Raw genomic sequence first — 19,311 nt, 5'->3', positions numbered from 1 at the left:
TGGGGTTTGCCGCCCTCATTTTTACGGCAGCGAGGTTTTTATGGTATCCATCGGAGGAATTACAATTGAGACCCCCCTGGCCCTGGGGCCCATGGCGGGGGTGACCGACGTGGCCTTCCGCACCATCTGTCGGGAGCAGGGAGCGGGTCTCACCTGCACGGAGATGGTGAGTGCCAAGGCCCTGTGCTACCAGGATAAGAAGTCCATCCCCCTCCTGCAGCTGGGAGAGGGGGAGCACCCCGCCGCTGCTCAGATCTTCGGCAGCGACCCCGCCTGCATGGAGCAGGCGGCAGGCATTGCCCATGAGGTGTCCGGGGCCGACTTCATTGATATCAATATGGGCTGCCCCGTCCCCAAGGTGGCCAATTCCGGGGATGGGTCAGGGCTCATGCGGGACCCGGACAAGGCGGTGAAGGTGCTGGAGGCGGTGATCCGCGGCGCGGGCTGTCCTGTGACGGTGAAGTTCCGCCTGGGCTGGGACAAGGGCTCCATCAACTGTGTGGAGTTTGCCAAGGCCATGGAGGAGGCGGGCGCCGCCGCTGTGGCGGTCCACGGCCGTACCCGTAACCAGATGTATGCCGGAGCGGCCAACTGGGACTGGATCCGGGAGGTCAAGAAGGCGGTGAAGATTCCCGTCATCGCCAACGGGGACGTGTTCAAGCCCACCGATGCCCCCCGGATTTTGAAGTACACCGGAGCGGACATGGCCATGATCGGCCGGGGCGTGTTTGGCAACCCTTGGCTTTTTGCCCAGTGCAAGGCCGCCCTGGAGGGCCGTCCCATTCCGGACATGCCCCCTCTGGCGGAGCGGTGTGACACCGCCGTGCGGCAGTTTGAGCTCTCCGCGGCCAACAAGGGGGAGAAGATTGCCTGTCTGGAGGCCCGGCGGCACTACGCCTGGTACCTGAAGGGCGTGCCCCACGCGGGCTATTATAAGGAACAGATTGTGAAGATCACTACCCTGGAGGATGTGTATCGGGTTACCAGGGGAATCAAGCGGGACTTGTGCGGAATGGAATAAAGATCAGAAGTTGGGAATTAGGAATATGAGGAAGAAACCATCAATTCCTAACTTCTCCCTGATTGGATGAAGGGGGTGAGCAGGGTGACGGAGCAGGAGCTGGTATCCGCCGCCAAAGCAGGGGACCAGCAGGCTTTTGAGCAGTTGGTACTGGACAATCAAAACCGGATTTATTCCCTTGCGGTGCGCCTGGTGGGGGACCGGGAGGAGGCCTTTGACCTGGCCCAGGAGGCCTTTGTGAAGGCCTGGCAGGGTCTGCCCTCCTTCCAGGGGGAGAGCAGCTTTGCCACCTGGATTTACCGCCTGGCCACCAATGTGTGCATTGACTACCTGCGAAAGCAGAAGCGGAGGCGGCAGGTGGAGTCGGAGGTCTCCCTGGACGATGAGGAGCTCTCCTGGACTGAGCCGGCGGACTGGAGCCAGGATCCCCACCGGCAGCTGGAGCGCTCCGAGCAGGGGCGGGCCCTGGCCCGGGGGCTGGAGGCCCTGCCGGAGCAGCAGCGGCAGATTCTGGTGCTGCGGGAGCTGTCCGGACTGAGCTACCAGGAGATTGCGGAAAAGCTGAATCTGGACCTGGGGACGGTAAAATCCCGCATTGCCCGGGCCCGGATGGCCCTGCGAAAAATTTTGGCGGAAGACGGGAACTTTTCCGTACCGCCGCCGTCTAACCAAGCGAAGGAAACAACAGGGAGGTGAATTGGTATGGAGAACTGCCAGGAGATGGAGGTCTATCTCAGCCTGAAGCTGGACGGCATGCTGGAGCCGGAGGAGGCGAAGGCGCTGGAGGAGCATCTGGCGCAGTGTCACCGTTGCCGCCAATTGGAGCGGGAGCTGTCCGTCATCCATACCGCCCTCCCGGAGCTGGAGGAGTACGAGGCGCCTGAGGGCTTTGCCCAGGGCGTCATGGAGCGCGTGGCCGCGCTGGAGAAGAAGCCCAAGGTAATTCCCCTCTTCCGCCGGCCCCAGGTGCGGGCCCTGATGGGGGTGGCCGCCTGCGCGGTGCTGTGCATCGGCCTTTACCAGAGCGGACAGTTTAACCAGGGTGTGGACAGCATAGGGACTGTATCCTCCCAGCAGCTGGACACCGCCCTCTATCAGGAGCAGGCCGCAGACGGAGAGGTTTCCGCCGGAGCCAAGCAGGCCAGCCGGCCGGACGATCTGGAGCAGGCCGTAGACCCCACGCCCGACGAGACCCAGCAGGAGCCCGAAGTGACTCTCCGTGGAAACACGGGAACAGAGGACCAGAACAGCGAAGCGGAACCCAGCGCCCAGCCCGGCGACGGGCTGGATACGCCGGCGGTACAGCCCTCTCAGTTCCAGACCGGCCTGCAGGATGGGACAAGCTGCACCGTAGCCGGACAGCAGGTGTCCGCGGTGCTGACCGTGGACCGGCTGCCCCAGGGCTGGGAAGATGTGCTGGGGCAGTCCCCGGAGTGGCTTACCGACGAGGCGGGACGGACCTGCTGTATCATCACAGCCGATCAGCTTCAGCAGCTTCAGACCCTGGCCCAGCAGGAGGGCACCGTTGCGGCGGCGCTGCAGGGGCGGGCGGAGGAAGATCAGCCCTGTGCCCTGGTGGTGCTTGAGACCCCTTGAAGGACAAAACAGGATAACCTTCGGCTTTTTGCCGAAGGTTATTTTTTTGCCTTTCTAAGGGAATCCGGGGGAATTTAGAGTGTTTTTCGGGGTTTGGGCACTTTTCACGAAAAAATAATGGAGTATCCGGCAAGTGGTTGGGGAGCCTCCTGTCGCCCTGCCAAAAAAAGAGTTGTCACCGGGGGGATTTTAATGTATAATAACCAACAGCATGTAACGTCTCCCGAACTTGGACCGGGAGCGTCGCAATAGCCCAAACATAAGGAGTGGAACCAAGATATGAGATATTCTGTACAAAACATCCGCAACATCTGCCTGCTGGGCCACGGTGGCAGCGGCAAGACCGCTTTGGCAGAGAGCCTTCTCTATATGACCGGCGCCATTGACCGCATGGGCAAGGCCGCGGACGGCAACACCGTGTGCGACTACGACCCCGAGGAGGTCAAGCGTCAGATTTCCATCTCCCTGTCTGTCGCCCCCGTGGAGTTCAAGGGCTGTAACATCAACGTGCTGGACACCCCGGGCAGCTTTGACTTCTCCGGCGAGGTGATGGAGGCCCTGCGTGCCGCCGACGCCGCCATCATTGTCTGCTCCGCCAAGGACGGCATCTCCGTGGGACTGGAGAAGGCCTGGAAGTACTGTGAAGAGCGGAATATGCCCCGCTTTATCTATATCTCCAAGACCGATGAGGACAACTCCGACTATAACGCCACCTTCGACGCCCTGCGCGCCAAGTACGGCAACAAGATCGCTCCTCTGGTTGTGCCCATCTGGGACGACAACAAGAAGGTCATCGGCATCATCGACGTCCTGAACAAGCGCGCCTATGAGATGCGCAACGGCAAGCGGGAAGAGATCGAGATTCCCGAGGGCAAGGAGGACGTCATCACTCAGTTCAACGACGCTCTGAAGGAGTCCGTGGCTGAGACCAGCGAGGAGTTCATGGACAAGTTCTTCTCCGGCGAGGACTTCACCTACGCTGAGATGATCCAGGGCCTGCGCCAGGGCGTGCGGGAGCTGTCCCTGTTCCCGGTGCTGTGCGGCTCCGCCGTCAACACCATGGGCTCCCTGATGCTCATGGACTACATTGTGGAGCTGCTGCCCACTCCCATGGAGGGCAACTACCACAAGGCCACCCGTCAGGACGGCGAGACCGAGGAGTTCGTGGTCTCCCCCGGCGGCGTGCCCACCGCTTTCGTGTTCAAGACCGTTTCCGACCAGTACGGCAAGTACTCCTATATCAAGGTTCTCTCCGGCGTCATCACCTCTGACCTGACTCTGGTCAACGCCCGCACCGGCAACACCGAGAAGCTGGGCCGCCTGTACGTCATGCGGGGCAAGAAGGCTGAGGAGGTCAAGGAGCTGGGCTGCGGCGACATCGGCGCCATCGGCAAGATGGAGCGGGTGAAGACCGGCGACACCCTGTGTGACCCCCGTAAGGTGGTGGCCCTTAAGCAGATCCCCTTCGCGGAGCCCTGCTACTCCGTGGCTATCGCCCCCAAGACCCGCGGCCAGGAGGACAAGGTGGCCCAGGGCCTCAACCGCCTCAACGAGGAGGATCCCTCCTTCACTGTGGTCAACAACGCCGAGACTCACCAGATGGTCATCTACGCCGCCGGTGATATCCAGGTGGACGTGCTGGTGGCCAAGCTGAAGAGCCGCTTCAATGTGGACGTGGAGCTGAAGGCACCCCGCGTTCCCTACCGTGAGAAGATTCGCAAGACCGTCCAGAAGCAGGGCCGTCATAAGAAGCAGACCGGCGGTTCCGGTCAGTTCGGTGACGTGTGGATCCGCTTCGAGCCCAACCCCGAGGAGGAGCAGATGGTCTTTGCCGAGGAAGTCTTCGGCGGCTCCGTGCCCAAGAACTTCTTCCCCGCTGTTGAGAAGGGCCTGCGTGAGGCCTGCCTCCACGGACCTCTGGCCGGCTATCCGGTGGTCAACCTGAAGGCTGTGCTGTATGACGGAAGCTACCACCCCGTGGACTCCTCGGAAATCGCCTTCAAGACCGCCGCTCAGCTGTCCTACAAGGCCGCCATGCCCGAGGCCAACCCCGTGCTGCTGGAGCCCGTGGGCGAGCTGAAGGTCACCGTGCCCGACAGCTACATGGGCGACGTCATCGGCGATCTCAATAAGCGCCGCGGCCGCGTTATGGGTATGACCCCCACCGGCGACGGCGACCAGGTCATTGAGGCTGAGGTGCCCATGGCTGAGATGGCCTCCTATGCCATCGACCTGCGGGCCATGACCCAGTCCCGCGGCTCCTACACCTTCCACTTCGTCCGCTACGAGGATTGTCCTCCCGCGGCCCAGGAGAAGGCCATTGCCGCTGCCAAGACCCTGGCTGAGGAATAAGAACTGTGAGAACAGCCCGCCCCTATTGGGGCGGGCTGTTTTTGCGGGACAATCCGAGTGGCGCGCCAGCGCCATAAATTCGGAGCGAAGCGAAGAATTTGCGCAGGCGGAACTTAGTTCCGCCCAGCATGAAAGAGAGGCTTGTCCTCCCGGACAGCCGCCGAAGGCGGCCTCGACGCAAAGCCCAGCGCAACGGGTTTGCGTCGAAGAGGAGGGGCAAGGAAGCGGAGTGAAGAATGGCCGCTTGTCGGCACGTTCCGAGCGGAGCGGACTTTGACCCGACGAAGGAGAAGGCCATTGCCGCTGCCAAGACCCTGGCTGAAGAATAAGAATGTTGAGAACAGCCCGCCCCTATTGGGGCGGGCTGTTTTTGCGTTGAAGAGGGGGGAGTGCGAGAAGAAACGGCGGTTTGATGCTTTTGGGAAGCTCCATAGGCATATCTGCGTGGAAAGGGAAAGATCGGCTTGAAAAAGTGGAGCGATCATATTATGATGGGGAGGTTGTGTGTTAATAATTGGAGAGGAGCGCGCTTATGCGAACGCTGATGCAAACGCTGACCCCGCAGCTGGTGTATTCCCTGAAGCATTATTCCCGAGAAAGCTTTGTAAAAGATCTGATTGCAGGAATTATTGTGGCCATTATTGCCCTGCCCCTGTCCATTGCCCTGGCCCTGGCCTCAGGGGTGTCCCCGGAGCAGGGCCTCTATACGGCCATTGTGGCGGGCTTTGTGATTTCCGCCCTGGGCGGCAGCAAGGTGCAGATTGCCGGACCCACCGCTGCCTTTGCCACCATTGTGGCGGGCATTGTGCTGCGCAGCGGCATGACCGGTCTGGCCACCGCCACGGTGCTGGCGGGCATCATGCTGATTCTCATGGGTGTGCTCCGCATGGGCAGCATGATCAAGTTTATTCCCTACACCATTACCGCCGGATTTACCGCGGGCATTGCCGTGACCATTCTGATCGGCCAGTTGAAGGACTTTTTTGGCCTGACCTTTCAGAATGCGCCGGTGGAGACGGTGGAAAAGGTGGAGGAGGTTCTGCGCACCGCCCATACGGCAAACCCCTGGGCGGTTGGGGTGGGAGTGCTGGCCCTGGCAGTTCTCATTGTGTGGCCCAAGCTGGTCCGAACCATTCCGGCCTCCCTGATTGCGGTTCTGGTAACCGCCGGGGTGGTCAGGGGCTTTGACCTTCCGGTCTTTACCATCGGCGACCTCTACACCATTTCCGGCGCCCTGCCCTCCTTCCAGATGCCGGACTTTTCCTACGCCACGGTGGCGGCGGTGCTGCCGGATGCCTTTACCATCGCGGTGCTGGCCGCCATTGAATCCCTGTTGTCCGCCGTGGTAGCAGACGAGATGATCGGGGCCCGCCATAACTCCAACATGGAGCTGGTGGCCCAGGGCGTGGGCAACGCCGCCTCGGCGCTGTTCGGCGGAATCCCCGCCACCGGTGCCATTGCCCGTACGGCAGCCAATGTGAAAAACGGCGGGCGTTCTCCCGTTGCCGGCATGGTGCACGCTGTGGTTTTGCTGCTGGTGATGGTGCTGCTCATGCCCTATGCGGCGCTGATCCCCATGCCCTGCATTGCGGCTATCCTGTTCCAGGTGGCCTATAACATGAGCGGCTGGCGTACGGTGGTGCGCATGGTAAAGCTTGCCCCCAAAAGCGATGTGGCCGTGCTGGTGCTGACCTTTGTGCTGACCGTGGTGTTTGATCTGGTGATTGCCATTGTGGTGGGCCTGTCCCTGGCCTGCCTGCTGTTCATGAAGCGGATGGCGGATGTGGCAGAGATCAAGGAGTGGGACTACGTGGAGGAGGGAAGCGGAGACCAGAAGCGGATGATGCCCGTGCCCGAGCATGTGATGGTCTATGAGATCACCGGGCCCATGTTCTTCGGTGCGGCGGATAAAATCCCCCACATGACCCGGGACACCCAGCGGCGGGTGCTCATTTTGCGCATGCAGGCGGTCCCTGCCATGGACATTACGGCCCTCAATGGACTGCTCCGCCTGTATGCCGAGTGCAAGGACAAGAATATTCAGGTGGTGCTTTCCCACGTGAATGAGCAGCCTCTGTCCGTGCTCCGGAAGTCGGGTATGCTGGAGCTGGTGGGAGAGGAGAACATTCAGCCCAACATTGATGCGGCCATTGCCCGGGCGCTGGAGTTAAAAAACGAGACGGTGCTAGGGTAAGAACGGTAAATAATATCAGCGCGGAAAGCCGTCCTGCGGGACGGCTTTCCGCGCGTTTCCAAAACGGATTCAGATGTGGTCGGAGCCGGAGTGCCGCTGATAGGCAATGCGGGGTGAGCCGCTGAGGGTCCAGATACGACCGCAGCGGACAAATCCGTTTTTCTCCAGCACGTGCTGCATGGGATGGTTGTCGTCGTGGGTGTCAATGCGCACATTGGGGTGCTGAGCCAGCACCCAGCGGAAAATCTCCGTAGCCAGGCCGGGCACCTCGCCCCGGCTGGCCACCCGGTGGACCGCACAGTAGGGGGCGTCATCCAGCCAGGCCCCCTCAATGACCTTGTAGGTGGGGTCCTCCCCGGGGATCATGGCAAAGACGGCCTGGAGTCTCCCATCCAGTTCCACCACATAGCTCTGCCTCAGGCGGATATCCTCCAGCACCTGCTCTACCCTGGGCTCCGTATCGCCCCACTGGGTGGGATTGCCCGAGGCCTTCATGAAGCGGCGGGCGGCGTCATAAATTTCCAAGATTTCGTCGAAATCAGAGGGACGGGCAGGTCGAATCATAAAAGCAGCTCCTTTCGTGGAAAACGGGGAAAACTGGAGTATGTGACTGATTATACCGCTTTGACACCCGTTCGTACAGACGAAACAGGAAATTTTCCCGGGATGGAACCTTTCGCCTTTACCCCGGCGGCCCCATGTGTTATACTAAAACAACACAGAACATCAGGCGTTTTCGGCGCATCGGGGCCTTTCTGCTCCCAATGCGCCGGATTTTCGCGCACCGGGAGATCCGGGGCGGAGAAGGGAAGGAGCAAGGCAAATGGATTTTACCGAGCGCATGGTGGAGAGCAAAACCATTTTTGAGGGGCATATTATAAAGGTGACCCTGGACCAGGCCATGCTGCCCGACGGGAAGCTGGCCAGCCGGGAGGTGGTCTATCACCCCGGCGGCGTGGCGGTGCTGGCCCTGGATGAGGACAACCAGGTCACTCTGGTGCGGCAGTACCGCTACCCCATCGGCCGGGAGCTGCTGGAGCTGCCGGCGGGCAAGCTGGACCACGGCGCGGAGGAGGACCGTCTGCTGGGCGCCCAGCGGGAACTGAGTGAGGAGACCGGCCTGGAGGCGGAGGAGTGGACCTATCTGGGCTATATGCTGGCCTCTCCGGGCTTCTGCAACGAGGCGCTGCACATGTATCTGGCCCGGGGGCTGCGCCGCCGGGACCAGCACCTGGACGAGGACGAGTTTCTGGATGTGGTGACCATGTCCTTCCAGCAGCTGGTAGAGCAAGTGATGGACGGCACCATCACCGACGCCAAAACCATTGCCACCACCCTGAAGGTCAAGACGCTGCTGGGGCTGTAAGCTCCGGCGGCCTCAGAGAGACAAGGAGGCACCCATGGGAAAGACCATTCTCATTGTGGAGGACGAACAGAACATTGTGGACATTCTGTCCTTTAATCTGAGCCGGGAGGGCTATGACACCCTGGAGGCCTACGACGGCCCCACCGGGCTGCAGCTTGCCCTGGAGCAGAACCCCGACCTCATTTTGCTGGACCTGATGCTGCCTGGTATGAACGGCTTTGACGTGTGCCGCAAGGTGCGCCAGTCGGGCAGCTCCACCCCCATCCTCATGCTGACGGCACGGGAGGAGGAGGCGGACAAGGTCCTGGGCCTGGAGCTGGGGGCAGACGACTATATCACCAAGCCCTTCTCCATGCGGGAGCTGCTGGCCCGGGTCAAGGCCAACATCCGCCGGGTGGAAATGGCACCCCCCGCCGCTCAGGCGGAGGAGAGCGGAGACGTGCTCCGCCTGGGCCGGGTGACCATCGACCGGGAGAAGGCGGTGGTGACCAAGGACGGCCGGCCGCTGGAACTGACCCAGCGGGAGTATGACCTCATCTGCTACCTGGCCGCCCAGCCGGGGAAGGTGTTTTCCCGGGAGGCTCTCATGGAGCACGTGTGGAACTATGAGGGCTATGTGGGCGACGTGCGGGCGGTGGACGTGGCCGTGCGTCGGCTGCGGGAGAAAATTGAGGACGACCCCGCCTCGCCCAAGTTTATTGTGACCAAGCGTGGAATGGGGTACCTGTTCGGGGGCTGAGTCAAAACGTTCCGTGGGCGGGGGCGTCCTCAGGGACCCGCCGCAGGCGGGACGCCGGGAACCGGCGTAAATTCGAAGCGGAGCGAAGAATTTCCGCAGGGGCGATTCACTCGCCCCGAGGATTGAAAGAAAAAAGGGCCCCCACAGGACACCGTCCTGTGGGAAAACGACCCCGCCTCGCCCAAGTTTATTGTGACCAAACGTGGAATGGGGTACCTGTTCGGGGGCTGAGTCAGAACGTCCCGTGGGCGGGGGCGTCCTCAGGGACCCGCCGCAGGCGGGACGCCGGGAACGGCGTAAATTCGAAACGGAGCGAAGAATTTCCGCAGGGGCCATTCACTCGCCCCGAGGATTGAAAGAAAAAGGGCCCCCACAGGACACCGTCCTGTGGGAAACCGCCCCCGCCTCGCCCAAATTTATTGTGACCAAGCGGGGGATGGGCTGCCTGTTCGGGGGCTGAGATGCCGGCCAAGCAGGAGAACGTCCGCGCTGATACCAAAAATGCGGCCCAGGGCCGCCTCGGGGGTGAACCCATGCGCAGTGTGCATATGAAGCTGGTGATGATTCTGGTGCTGCTCATCCTGTCGCTGATGACGGTGGTGGGCGCCTTTCTCATTAACTCCGTGACCGCCTTTTATCTGGAGGAGTTTTATACCCAGATGGCGGATGTGTTCGGAAACCAGGAGCTCCACGACGACCTGACCACCCAGACCCAGGGGGAAGAGGGGGGCAAAACCGGCGGCGCGGAGCAGATGGCCGAGGTGCTCAAGGCCTACTCCGGCGCCCTGGGCGTGGACAACATCAACCGCAAGCTGTACATTCTGGACAGCAACGGAAACTGCCTTATTCACCCCGACGGAGAGACCGGGCCCAAGGAGTACACCAAGAATCTGTCCTTTGCCCTGACCACGGGGCTGGAGACCAACCAGTCCGGAGATGAGAGCAACCCCGCCCTCAATTACATGGACGTGGCGGTGCCCATCCACCGGGGGGACGAGTCCTATATCATCTACATCTATGACAACAAGGCCACGGCCAACAACCTCACCGACCAGATGTTCACCCTCATTGTGGAGGCTCTGATCTTCGGTGTGGTCATCTCGGTGCTGCTGTCCTTCCTGCTGTCCAAGACCATGGTCACCCCCATCCAGCGGCTGACGGAGGGCGCCATGCGGGTGGCCAAGGGGGACTTTTCACGAAAAATTGAGGTGGCATCCCGGGACGAGATCGGTGTGCTGACCGACACCTTCAATGACATGGCCGGTCAGCTCCAGGATACGCTGCGCCAGGTGGAGAACGAGCGCAACAAGCTGGACACCCTCTTCCTCCACATGACCGACGGCGTGGTGGCCTTCTCCCGGGAGGGTGCGGTCATCCACTCCAATCCTGCCGCTGCCCGGATGCTGCGGCAGAGCATCGGGGAGGAGACCTCCTACGACCAGCTCTTCGGAGACATCGCCTCCCTGGAGCAGGTGCTTGAGGCCCCCGACCACCTTGAGGGGGAGCGGCAGGTGCGGGACAGCTTCCTGCAGCTGCTTCTGGCCCCCTTTGACCGGGGCCGGGAGGGCGGCGGCGCCCTGGTGGTCATTCACGACGTCACCGAGCAGCGCAAGAGCCAGGAGATGCAGCGGGAATTTGTAGCCAATGTGTCCCACGAGCTGCGCACGCCCCTGACCAACATCCGCTCCTACGCCGAGACCCTCACCGAGGGGGCGGGAGACATTCCCCCGGCTATGGAGAAGAAGTTCCTGGGCGTCATTTTGAACGAAAGTGACCGGATGACTCATATCGTCCAGGACCTGCTCACTCTGTCACGGTTTGACTCCGGGCGGGACGATTTGAAGCTGGCCCGGTTCTCCTTTGGGTCGGCACTGCAGGATCTCTATAACGCGGTCTACATGGAGGCCCAGCGCCACAACCATGTCCTGCGCCTGGTGGAAGGGGAGGACCTGCCTGACATCGTGGCAGATCGGGAACGCATTCTCCAGGTGATGATGAACATCGTCTCCAACTCCATCAAATATACCCCCGACGGGGGCGAGATTACCATTTCCGCGGGACGGACCGAGGACAAGGTGTGGATGATCGTGGACGACAACGGCATCGGCATCCCGGAGGAGGACCGCCCCCGGATCTTCGAACGCTTTTACCGGGTGGACAAGGCCCGCTCCCGCCAGTCCGGCGGCACCGGTCTGGGACTGTCCATCGCCAGGGAGATTGTGGACCGGCACAAGGGCACTCTGGAGCTGCTGGACAAGGAGGGACCTGGCCTGGCCGTGCGTCTGGAGCTGAACATTGAGGGACCGGATCATGGATAAGGGAAAAAAGAGACGGCGTGCCATTGAGCTTGCCAAGGATGTACTCATTGTGCTGCTCACCTGCTCCGCCCTGTGGCTGGTCACCCGGAGCCAGATTATGGGCTCGCTGAGCGGACTGCTCCAGGAGGAGGAGACCGTGGGCGGCAGCTATGAAAACCTGGGGGATACCCGGGCGGACGCCCGTCCCCTGCGCATTGTGGCCAGCCTGCCCGGAGAGACCCGGACCGGCCGCTGCGGCCTGCAATATGACCAGACCGCGGTGGATGGAGTCTTTCAGCAGGTAGCCGGATTGCTGGTGGAGACCATGTCCAGTGCCGGGGAGCCGGAAAAGGTCACCCGGAGCCAGTGGGAGAAGGCGCTGACCACGCCCCCCAGCATCTGCTTTGACTTCCAGGGAGAGATCCCTCTGTCGGTGCTCTCCGGCTGGCTGGCCGGGGAGGAGATGGATGTGGAGGCCACGGTGCGCCGCCTGGTTCTCACCACCTGGGAGAGTGGGGTGGCTCTCTACTATCAGGACCGGGCGGAGGGGAGCTACTACCGCTGTCTGTCCGAGGTGGCCAACAGCCAGCACCTGATCGAGGTACTGGCGACTCTTCAGGACAACGGGGCCCTTTACGCCTTTGAGTCGGAGCTGTACGACTGGCTGGATCCGGACACCCTGCTCACGGAGCCGGTGCCCACCCCCAGCGTCTATCAGGCAAAGAACCCCCTTTCCGGCGTGCAGAATGCCCTGGAGCAGATCATGGCCGTGTTGGAGCTGCCCATCAGCTCCAGCAGCTTTTACTCCGTGGGAGACGAGCGGGTGGCCCGCATCGGCGGGGACAATCTGCGCCTTTCAGGCAGCGGAGTGCTGGAATACCACGCGGAGGAGGGAAGCGCCCTCTTTCCTGTGTCCGCCCAGGGTGGCGAGGCCTCCCTTTTTGAAATTGTGGAGCGCTGCCGCCAGCTGGCCGCCGCCACTGTGGGGGCAAACGCCGGTCAGGCCAGGCTCTATTTCAGCGGTGTCCGGGAAACGGACACCGGACTGGAGGTGGCCTTTGACTACTGCCTCAACGGGATCCCGGTACACCTGGAGGAGGGGGACGCCGCCTGGTTCCAGGTGGAGGACGGGCGCATCACCCAGTTTGTGCTGCGCTACCGCAGCTATACGGAGAGCGGCGAGACCTCTGTGGTGCTGCCCATCCGCCAGGCGGCGGCCGCCATGGAGGCCCTGAACCTGAAGGGAGAGGAACTGCTGCTCATCTACTCCGACGTGGGTGGGGAGACGGTGAGTGCCTCCTGGGCCGCTGTGGAGAGCGGAACATAATGCGGGGGTGAGGACATGGAATGGCCCAAGCTGAAAAATATCATTCTGATCATTCTGGTGCTCACCAACCTGTGCCTTGTGGCCTTTGTGGCCCAGCGGGAGCTGCGCAACGACCAGCTGCAGCGGCAGGCCCGGGAGGAGGCCATCCTGTTTCTGAAAAACCGGGGCGTATCCGTGGAGGAAAAGCAGGTTCCCCGGGAGATGGAGCTGCTGCCCCAGACGGTGGAGCGGAACCTGGAGGAGGAGAGCCAGCTGGCCGCCGCTCTGCTGGGCCAGGGCGTGAAGGCGGAGGACCGGGGAGCGGGCGTGTACCGCTATTCCAATGACACTGGCTCCATCCAGTTCCACAGCGATGGCTCTTTCAGCGCGGAATTTACCCCCGGAGCCTTCCCTCTGGGCGAGGACCGGGCGGAGGGATGCCGGGAGCTGCTGGAGAAGCTGCAGTTTGAGGGAGAACTGCTCAGTGAGCAGGAGAACGCGCTGGTGTTTCGCCAGACCTGGAACGGAGTTCCTCTCTTTACCCAGCAGGTCACTCTGGAGGTGAAGGACGGCTGTCTGGTGGCCATGACCTCCGGGCGGCGGCTGGTGGGTGAGCCGGTGGAGGACACCAGCCGGCAGCCCATCACCGTGGTCACCGCGCTCATTGACTTTTTGAACGGCCTCAACGCTCTGGGTGACGTGTGCAGCCGGATTGATACCATTACCCCGGGTTATGTGGCAGCGACTTCCCTGTCCGGCCCCATGACCCTGACCCCTGTTTGGCAGATTACCACCGATACCGGCTCCTATCAGCTGGATACCATCACGGGGGAACTGAGCCGGATCGCGTGAGGGAGGGGCGTTTCGCCCCTTCCCGCACCAGAGGCGTGTTATGCTGAACAGAGCCGGCGGCAGGACTGCCGGAAGCGGAAACGCGGAAATTGAGGAAGTGTGCCAATGCAGTACAGAAAGGACAGCCCCATCGGAGTCATTGACTCAGGAATCGGGGGCTTCAGTGTGGCCCGGCAGGTGCAGAAGCTGCTGCCGGAGGAAAACCTCATTTATCTGGGGGATGGAGCCCATATCCCCTATGGAAATCACCCCCAGGAGACCATCGTGGCCATGGCCCGGTATATGTTCCGCTTTATGGAGCGGCGGCAGGTGAAGGCTCTGCTGGTGGCCTGCAATACCATCTCCTGTGTGGTGGAGCAGTGCGAAAGCGCGGTGTCCTGTCCCACCATCAACGCAGTGCAGGCGGGAGCGGACGCGGTGTCCCGCATGGATGTGGAGAAGGTGGGAGTTATCTCCACCGTCTTTACCCACCAGTCCCGGTGCTACCCCCGGCGGATCCGGGCCCAGAGCCCGAAGAAAGTGGTGGTGCTCAGCTGTGGCTGCCCCGATCTGGCCCGGCTGGTGGAGCACAATCTGGGTGACCCGGAGGGCATGGCCCAGGTGGAGGACAACCTGCGCAAGGAGCTGGACCACATGGTACTGGTGGACAAAATTCAGTGCTGCGTGCTGGGCTGTACCCACTACCCCCTGGTGACGGACAGCATCCACAAGCTGTATCCGGACCTGCCCCTGGTGGACCCGGCGGAGCAGATGGCTCTGGACCTGCGGGACTATCTGGACCGGGAGGGGCTGCGCCGGGAGGCTGGTATTCCCGGACGACTGGACATTTTTACCACCGGAGACGTGAAGGAATACGCCCTGCGAGCCAAGCAGGTGGGGCTGGAGCGGCTGGGCTCGGTGGCCTTTTACCCGCCCATGGAGCTGTGAGGGCGAGACAGAGAGAAAGAACGAGGTGTAACCTGTGGACAAGGGACTGACCTTTGCGGTGCCCACGCTGTTTGGGCTGGAGGGGCTGTGCGCCGATGAGCTGCGCCGCCTGGATCTGCCGGAGGTGCGGGCGGAAAACGGACGAGTGCTGTGCGGCGGAACCATGGCCGACCTGCCCCGGCTCAATTTGAATCTGCGCACCGGGGAGCGGGTGCTGCTGGTGCTGGGCACCTTCCATGCGGAAGACTTTGATGCCCTGTATGAGAAGACCCGGGCCCTGCCCTGGGAGCGGTTCATCCCCCGAGAGGGGCAGTTCCCGGTGAAGGGACACAGCCTCAATTCCACCCTCCACTCGGTGCCTGCCTGCCAGTCCATTGTGAAGAAGGCGGTGGCCGCCCGGTTGGGGGAAAAGTATGGCCTCAGCACCCTGCCGGAGACGGGAGCTCTCTACCAGATTCAGTTCTCCATCATGAAGGACACCGCCACCCTGATGCTGGACACCAGCGGGGCGGGCCTCCACAAGCGGGGTTACCGGGCTCAGGGCGTGGCTGCGCCTCTGCGGGAGACCTTGGCTGCCGCCATGGTGATGCTCTCCCGGTACAAGGGGCGGGATCCCTTGTGTGATCCCTTCTGCGGCAGCGGCACCATTCCCATTGAGGCCGCCCTCATCGCCAAAAATCGGGCCCCCGGCCTCAATCGCACCTTCTCCGCCCAGAAGTGGACCTGCGTGGACAAGAAGCTGTGGCTGGAAGCGGCGGACGAGGCCATGGACAAGGAGTTTGACGGGGACTATGAGATCTGGGGGGGCGATCTGGACCCCCAGGCCGTGGAGCTGGCCCGGCACAACGCCCAGCTGGCCGAGGTGGACGATCTGGTGCGCTTTGACGAGGACGACGCCCGCACCTTCCACTGGGGCGGCATCCGGGGCCGGGTGGTGACCAATCCCCCTTACGGCGAGCGAATCATGGAGCGGCGGGAGGCCGAGGAGCTGTACCGGGCCTTCGGCAAGGCCTGGGCTAAGTTCCCGGAGGGATGGAAGCTCTACCTCCTCTCCTCCCACACGGAGTTTGAGCGCACCTTTGGAAAGCAGGCCGATAAAAAGCGCAAGCTCTATAACGGCATGCTGAAGTGTGACCTGTTCATGTACCTCTGAGCAAGTGCGGGCCATGTGCCGTTTTCCATGCCCACTTCGCCGGAGAGCGGAGAGATGGTTTAGAAAGAGATAAGAGGGTGGCGGGTATCCGACATATTTTTATAATCAACCCGGCGGCGGGGAAGAAGGAGAGCAATGCCCACCTGGAGGGACTTTTGGACCAGCTGAGCATTCCCCATGAGCGGCTCTACACCACCGGGGAGGGGGATGCCTGCCGCCTGGCCCGCCAGGCTGCGAAATCGGGCGAGGACGTACGTATCTACGCCTGCGGCGGGGACGGAACCCTCAACGAGGTGGTCAACGGGGCAGCGGGCTTTCCCAACGCTGCCATTACCTGTGTGCCCAAGGGGACGGGCAACGACTTTTTGAAGATTTTCGGGCCCCATTACCGGGCGCTCTTTTATGATCTGGAGGCCCTGGCTGTGGGGCCCCAGACCCCCTTTGACCTGATGGACTGCAACGGGAAACTGGGGCTGGATGTGGTATGCGCCGGTGTGGATGCCCGCATTGCCGCCGATGTTCACCGCTATAAGGACTGGCGGTTTCTTTCCGGCAAGGGGGCATACATCGTTTCTCTGGTGGAAAATATTCTGTTTAAGGGAATCAACCGCCCCATGAAGGTTAAAATGGGTGACTTGGACTGGCAGGGGGACGCGGCCATTTTGTGCATCTGCAATGGGCGGCACTACGGCGGCGGCTTCATGCCTGTGGCCGACGCCATGCCGGATGACGGGGTGCTGGACACGCTGCTGGTGCCCAAGGTCAGCCTCTTTACCTTTGCACGGCTGGTGGGCAAGTACGCTCAGGGACTGTATAAGAACTACCCTCAGCTGATCCGGGACTACCATGGCCAGTGCATTACCTATTCCTCCACTCAAACCATTACAACGGTGGTGGACGGCGAGGTGATGCGGGACACCTCCTTCACCGTGCGGCTGTCGGAGAAGAAAGTGAACTTTTTCTATCCCCAGGGAGCCCATTGGTAACCAGAGCAAGGCAAAGAATTAGCACTCGAGATAAAACTTTGTGAACGAAACGTAAATTTTAAAAAAATCAACCCCAGTTTTTTCAAAAAGGGGGTTGATTTTTTTGTGGGAAACGGGTATCATCATACTTGGATTTGGCACTCGGATAAAATGAGTGCTAAACCGGATTGAAATTGTTAATACGAAATATCAATATAAGGAGGAACCCATTATGAAACTCAAGCCTTTGGCTGACCGCGTGGTTGTGAAGCTGGTGGAGGCCGAGGAGACCACCAAGGGCGGCATCATCCTCACTGGCGCTGCCAAGGAGAAGCCCGAAGTGGCTGAGGTAGTGGCTGTCGGCCCCGGCGGACTGGTGGACGGCAAGGAGGTCCAGATGACCGTGAAGGTGGGCGACAAGGTGATTACCAGCAAGTACGCCGGCACCCAGGTGAAGCTGGACGGCGAGGAGGTCACCATCGTTCGTCAGAACGATATCCTGGCCATCGTTGAGTAAGCTGACCAGCGGCCGTCATTTTATCGTTGTAAATCCATTCTCACATATTGGAGGTTTTTGTTATGGCTAAGATTATTTGCTACGGCGAGGAAGCCCGCAAGGCCCTGGAGAAGGGCGTCAATCAGCTGGCCGACACCGTAAAGATCACCATGGGCCCCAAGGGCCGCAACGTGGTGCTGGACAAGAAGTTCGGCGCTCCCCTCATCACCAACGACGGCGTGACCATCGCCAAGGAGATCGAGCTGGAGGACCCCTTTGAGAACATGGGCGCCCAGCTGGTGAAGGAAGTTTCCACCAAGACCAACGACGTGGCCGGCGACGGTACCACCACCGCCACCCTGCTGGCTCAGGCCATCATCCGCGAGGGCCTGAAGAACTTGGCTGCCGGTGCCAACCCCATGGTTATGAAGAAGGGTATTTCCAAGGCCACCGATGCTGCCATTGAGGCCATCAAGGGCAACAGCCAGAAGGTCAACGGCTCTGCCGATATCACCCGTGTCGGCACCGTCTCCTCCGGCGACGAGACCATCGGCGCTCTGATTGCCGAGGCCATGGAGAAGGTGGGCCACGACGGCGTCATTACCATTGAGGAGTCCAAGACCGCTGAGACCTACTCCGAGGTCGTGGAAGGCATGCAGTTTGACCGGGGCTACATCACCCCCTACATGGTCACTGACACCGAGAAGATGGAGGCCAACCTGGACGACGCCCTCATCCTCATCACTGACAAGAAGATCTCCAACATCCAGGAGCTGCTGCCCCTGCTGGAGCAGGTTGTCCAGTCCGGCAAGAAGCTGCTGATCATCGCTGAGGACGTGGAGGGCGACGCTCTGTCCACCCTGATCGTGAACCGTCTGCGCGGCACCCTGAACGTGGTGTGCGTCAAGGCCCCCGGCTTCGGCGACCGCCGCAAGGAGATGCTGCAGGATATCGCCATCCTGACCGGCGGCCAGGTCATCTCCGCCGATGTGGGTCTGGAACTGAAGGAAGCTCAGCTGAGCCAGCTGGGCCAGGCCCGTCAGGTGAAGGTCACCAAGGAGAACACCACCATCGTCAACGGCGCTGGTTCCTCCGAGGAGATCAAGGCCCGCGTGGGTCAGATCAAGAGCCAGATCGAGGTTACCACCTCCGACTATGACCGTGAGAAGCTGCAGGAGCGCCTGGCCAAGCTGGCCGGCGGTGTGGCTGTCATCAAGGTCGGTGCTGCCACCGAGGTGGAGATGAAGGAGAAGAAGCTGCGCATTGAGGACGCTCTGAACGCCACCCGCGCCGCTGTGGAAGAGGGCATCGTGGCCGGCGGCGGTACCGCTTACCTGAATGCTATCCCCGCTGTGGAGAAGCTGATGGCTGAGGTTGAGGGCGACGAGAAGACCGGCGTGCAGATCATTGCCCGCGCTCTGACCGCTCCCATGAAGCAGATTGCTGCCAACGCCGGTATCGACGGCTCCGTGGTTCTGGAGAAGATCAAGGAGTCCGGCAAGATCGGCTACGGCTTCGATGCCTACAAGGAAGAGTACTGCGATATGATTCCTGCCGGTATCGTGGATCCCACCAAGGTGACCCGCTCCGCTCTGGAGAACGCCGCCTCCATCGCCAGCACCCTGCTGACCACCGAGGCTCTGGTCGCCGACAAGCCCCAGCCCCCCGCCCCCGCAGCTCCTGCTGCCCCTGATATGGGCGGCATGTACTAAGCAATAGCCTAAACCCATTGGGACGCAAGCAATTGCCGGAGGTACAGCCGTGAATTTACGATAAACTTACGACAATTGCAAAGGAAAAGCGCCTGATATGTATGAACGCCGCTGTCTGTGATTTGCAGACAGCGGCGTTTTTAATTAGCAAAATGCTCTTGATGTATTGCCTTAATTCAGGATGTATGTTGCCAGTATCTTGTCCAGAGCGCGGATATCTGCCCCTTTTTGCAAATTGATTTTTATCTTACCGGCTTTTGTCCACATTTCAACCTCTGAATTAGGTAGTGTCAACAGTTTTGCGCAAATTGGTTTGCAGACTCTTGGATGAATGA

At 61.2% G+C, this 19,311-nt stretch carries 16 protein-coding genes; 15 read left to right on the top strand and 1 reads right to left on the bottom strand.

All coding sequences use genetic code 11. The features are described 5' to 3' along the window. The first annotated feature begins 40 nt into the window (after positions 1–40). From dusB to DWX58_RS02935, 5 genes are all read left to right on the top strand, one after another. Positions 41–1,021, top strand: coding sequence for a tRNA dihydrouridine synthase DusB (dusB, locus tag DWX58_RS02955; RefSeq protein ID WP_118641963.1), 981 nt, complete (start codon positions 41–43; stop codon positions 1,019–1,021). A 66-nt stretch (positions 1,022–1,087) separates the two neighbouring features. After that, complete coding sequence (locus DWX58_RS02950; RefSeq protein WP_118641527.1) at positions 1,088–1,717, top strand: sigma-70 family RNA polymerase sigma factor; 630 nt, start codon at positions 1,088–1,090, stop codon at positions 1,715–1,717. A 6-nt stretch (positions 1,718–1,723) separates the two neighbouring features. Next, positions 1,724–2,617 carry a zf-HC2 domain-containing protein gene (locus DWX58_RS02945; RefSeq protein WP_118641526.1) on the top strand — a complete coding sequence of 298 codons (894 nt, stop codon included), beginning with the start codon at positions 1,724–1,726 and terminating at the stop codon, positions 2,615–2,617. Between the two features lie 279 nt (positions 2,618–2,896). Beyond that, positions 2,897–4,969: an elongation factor G gene (locus DWX58_RS02940; RefSeq protein WP_118641525.1), complete on the top strand. Its 2,073-nt coding sequence runs from the start codon at positions 2,897–2,899 to the stop codon at positions 4,967–4,969. A 532-nt stretch (positions 4,970–5,501) separates the two neighbouring features. Continuing rightward, positions 5,502–7,163: a SulP family inorganic anion transporter gene (locus DWX58_RS02935; protein ID WP_347559145.1), complete on the top strand. Its 1,662-nt coding sequence runs from the start codon at positions 5,502–5,504 to the stop codon at positions 7,161–7,163. Between the two features lie 69 nt (positions 7,164–7,232). On the opposite strand, the gene DWX58_RS02930 is transcribed toward DWX58_RS02935, so the two are convergent. Beyond that, the gene (locus tag DWX58_RS02930; protein WP_118641524.1) at positions 7,233–7,727 is read right to left on the bottom strand and encodes a GNAT family protein; all 495 of its coding nucleotides are present in this window, start codon (positions 7,725–7,727) and stop codon (positions 7,233–7,235) included. 259 nt (positions 7,728–7,986) lie between these two features. Between DWX58_RS02930 and DWX58_RS02925 the strand changes: the two genes are divergently transcribed. From DWX58_RS02925 to groL, 10 genes are all read left to right on the top strand, one after another. Beyond that, positions 7,987–8,529 carry an NUDIX hydrolase gene (locus DWX58_RS02925; RefSeq protein ID WP_118641523.1) on the top strand — a complete coding sequence of 181 codons (543 nt, stop codon included), beginning with the start codon at positions 7,987–7,989 and terminating at the stop codon, positions 8,527–8,529. A gap of 34 nt (positions 8,530–8,563) precedes the next feature. Then, positions 8,564–9,268, top strand: a complete 705-nt coding sequence (locus DWX58_RS02920; RefSeq protein WP_118641522.1) for a response regulator — start codon at positions 8,564–8,566, stop codon at positions 9,266–9,268. Between the two features lie 533 nt (positions 9,269–9,801). Next, a complete protein-coding gene (locus DWX58_RS02915; RefSeq protein WP_243093231.1) occupies positions 9,802–11,586 on the top strand; it encodes an ATP-binding protein in 1,785 nt (594 codons plus the stop codon). Further along, positions 11,579–12,892, top strand: coding sequence for a hypothetical protein (locus DWX58_RS02910; RefSeq protein ID WP_147382226.1), 1,314 nt, complete (start codon positions 11,579–11,581; stop codon positions 12,890–12,892). The genes DWX58_RS02915 and DWX58_RS02910 overlap by 8 nt, the downstream gene beginning before the upstream one ends. 15 nt (positions 12,893–12,907) lie before the next feature. Further along, entirely contained in the window at positions 12,908–13,723 is an 816-nt protein-coding gene (locus DWX58_RS02905) for a two-component system regulatory protein YycI (protein ID WP_118641520.1), read from the top strand. 105 nt (positions 13,724–13,828) lie between these two features. Then, positions 13,829–14,650 carry a glutamate racemase gene (gene murI, locus DWX58_RS02900; protein ID WP_118641519.1) on the top strand — a complete coding sequence of 274 codons (822 nt, stop codon included), beginning with the start codon at positions 13,829–13,831 and terminating at the stop codon, positions 14,648–14,650. Between the two features lie 34 nt (positions 14,651–14,684). Continuing rightward, entirely contained in the window at positions 14,685–15,803 is a 1,119-nt protein-coding gene (locus DWX58_RS02895) for a class I SAM-dependent RNA methyltransferase (protein ID WP_243093230.1), read from the top strand. A 77-nt stretch (positions 15,804–15,880) separates the two neighbouring features. Next, on the top strand, positions 15,881–16,789 hold the full coding sequence (locus tag DWX58_RS02890) for a YegS/Rv2252/BmrU family lipid kinase (RefSeq protein ID WP_243093229.1): 909 nt from the start codon (positions 15,881–15,883) through the stop codon (positions 16,787–16,789). A gap of 211 nt (positions 16,790–17,000) precedes the next feature. Further along, complete coding sequence (locus DWX58_RS02885) at positions 17,001–17,285, top strand: co-chaperone GroES (protein WP_118641518.1); 285 nt, start codon at positions 17,001–17,003, stop codon at positions 17,283–17,285. Between the two features lie 62 nt (positions 17,286–17,347). After that, complete coding sequence (gene groL / locus DWX58_RS02880; protein ID WP_118641517.1) at positions 17,348–18,976, top strand: chaperonin GroEL; 1,629 nt, start codon at positions 17,348–17,350, stop codon at positions 18,974–18,976. Positions 18,977–19,311 lie beyond the last annotated feature (335 nt).

It is taken from the genome of Pseudoflavonifractor sp. AF19-9AC (genome assembly GCF_003478995.1).
Classification (GTDB): domain Bacteria; phylum Bacillota; class Clostridia; order Oscillospirales; family Oscillospiraceae; genus Lawsonibacter.
This window is presented reverse-complemented; position numbering and strand designations above follow the sequence as displayed.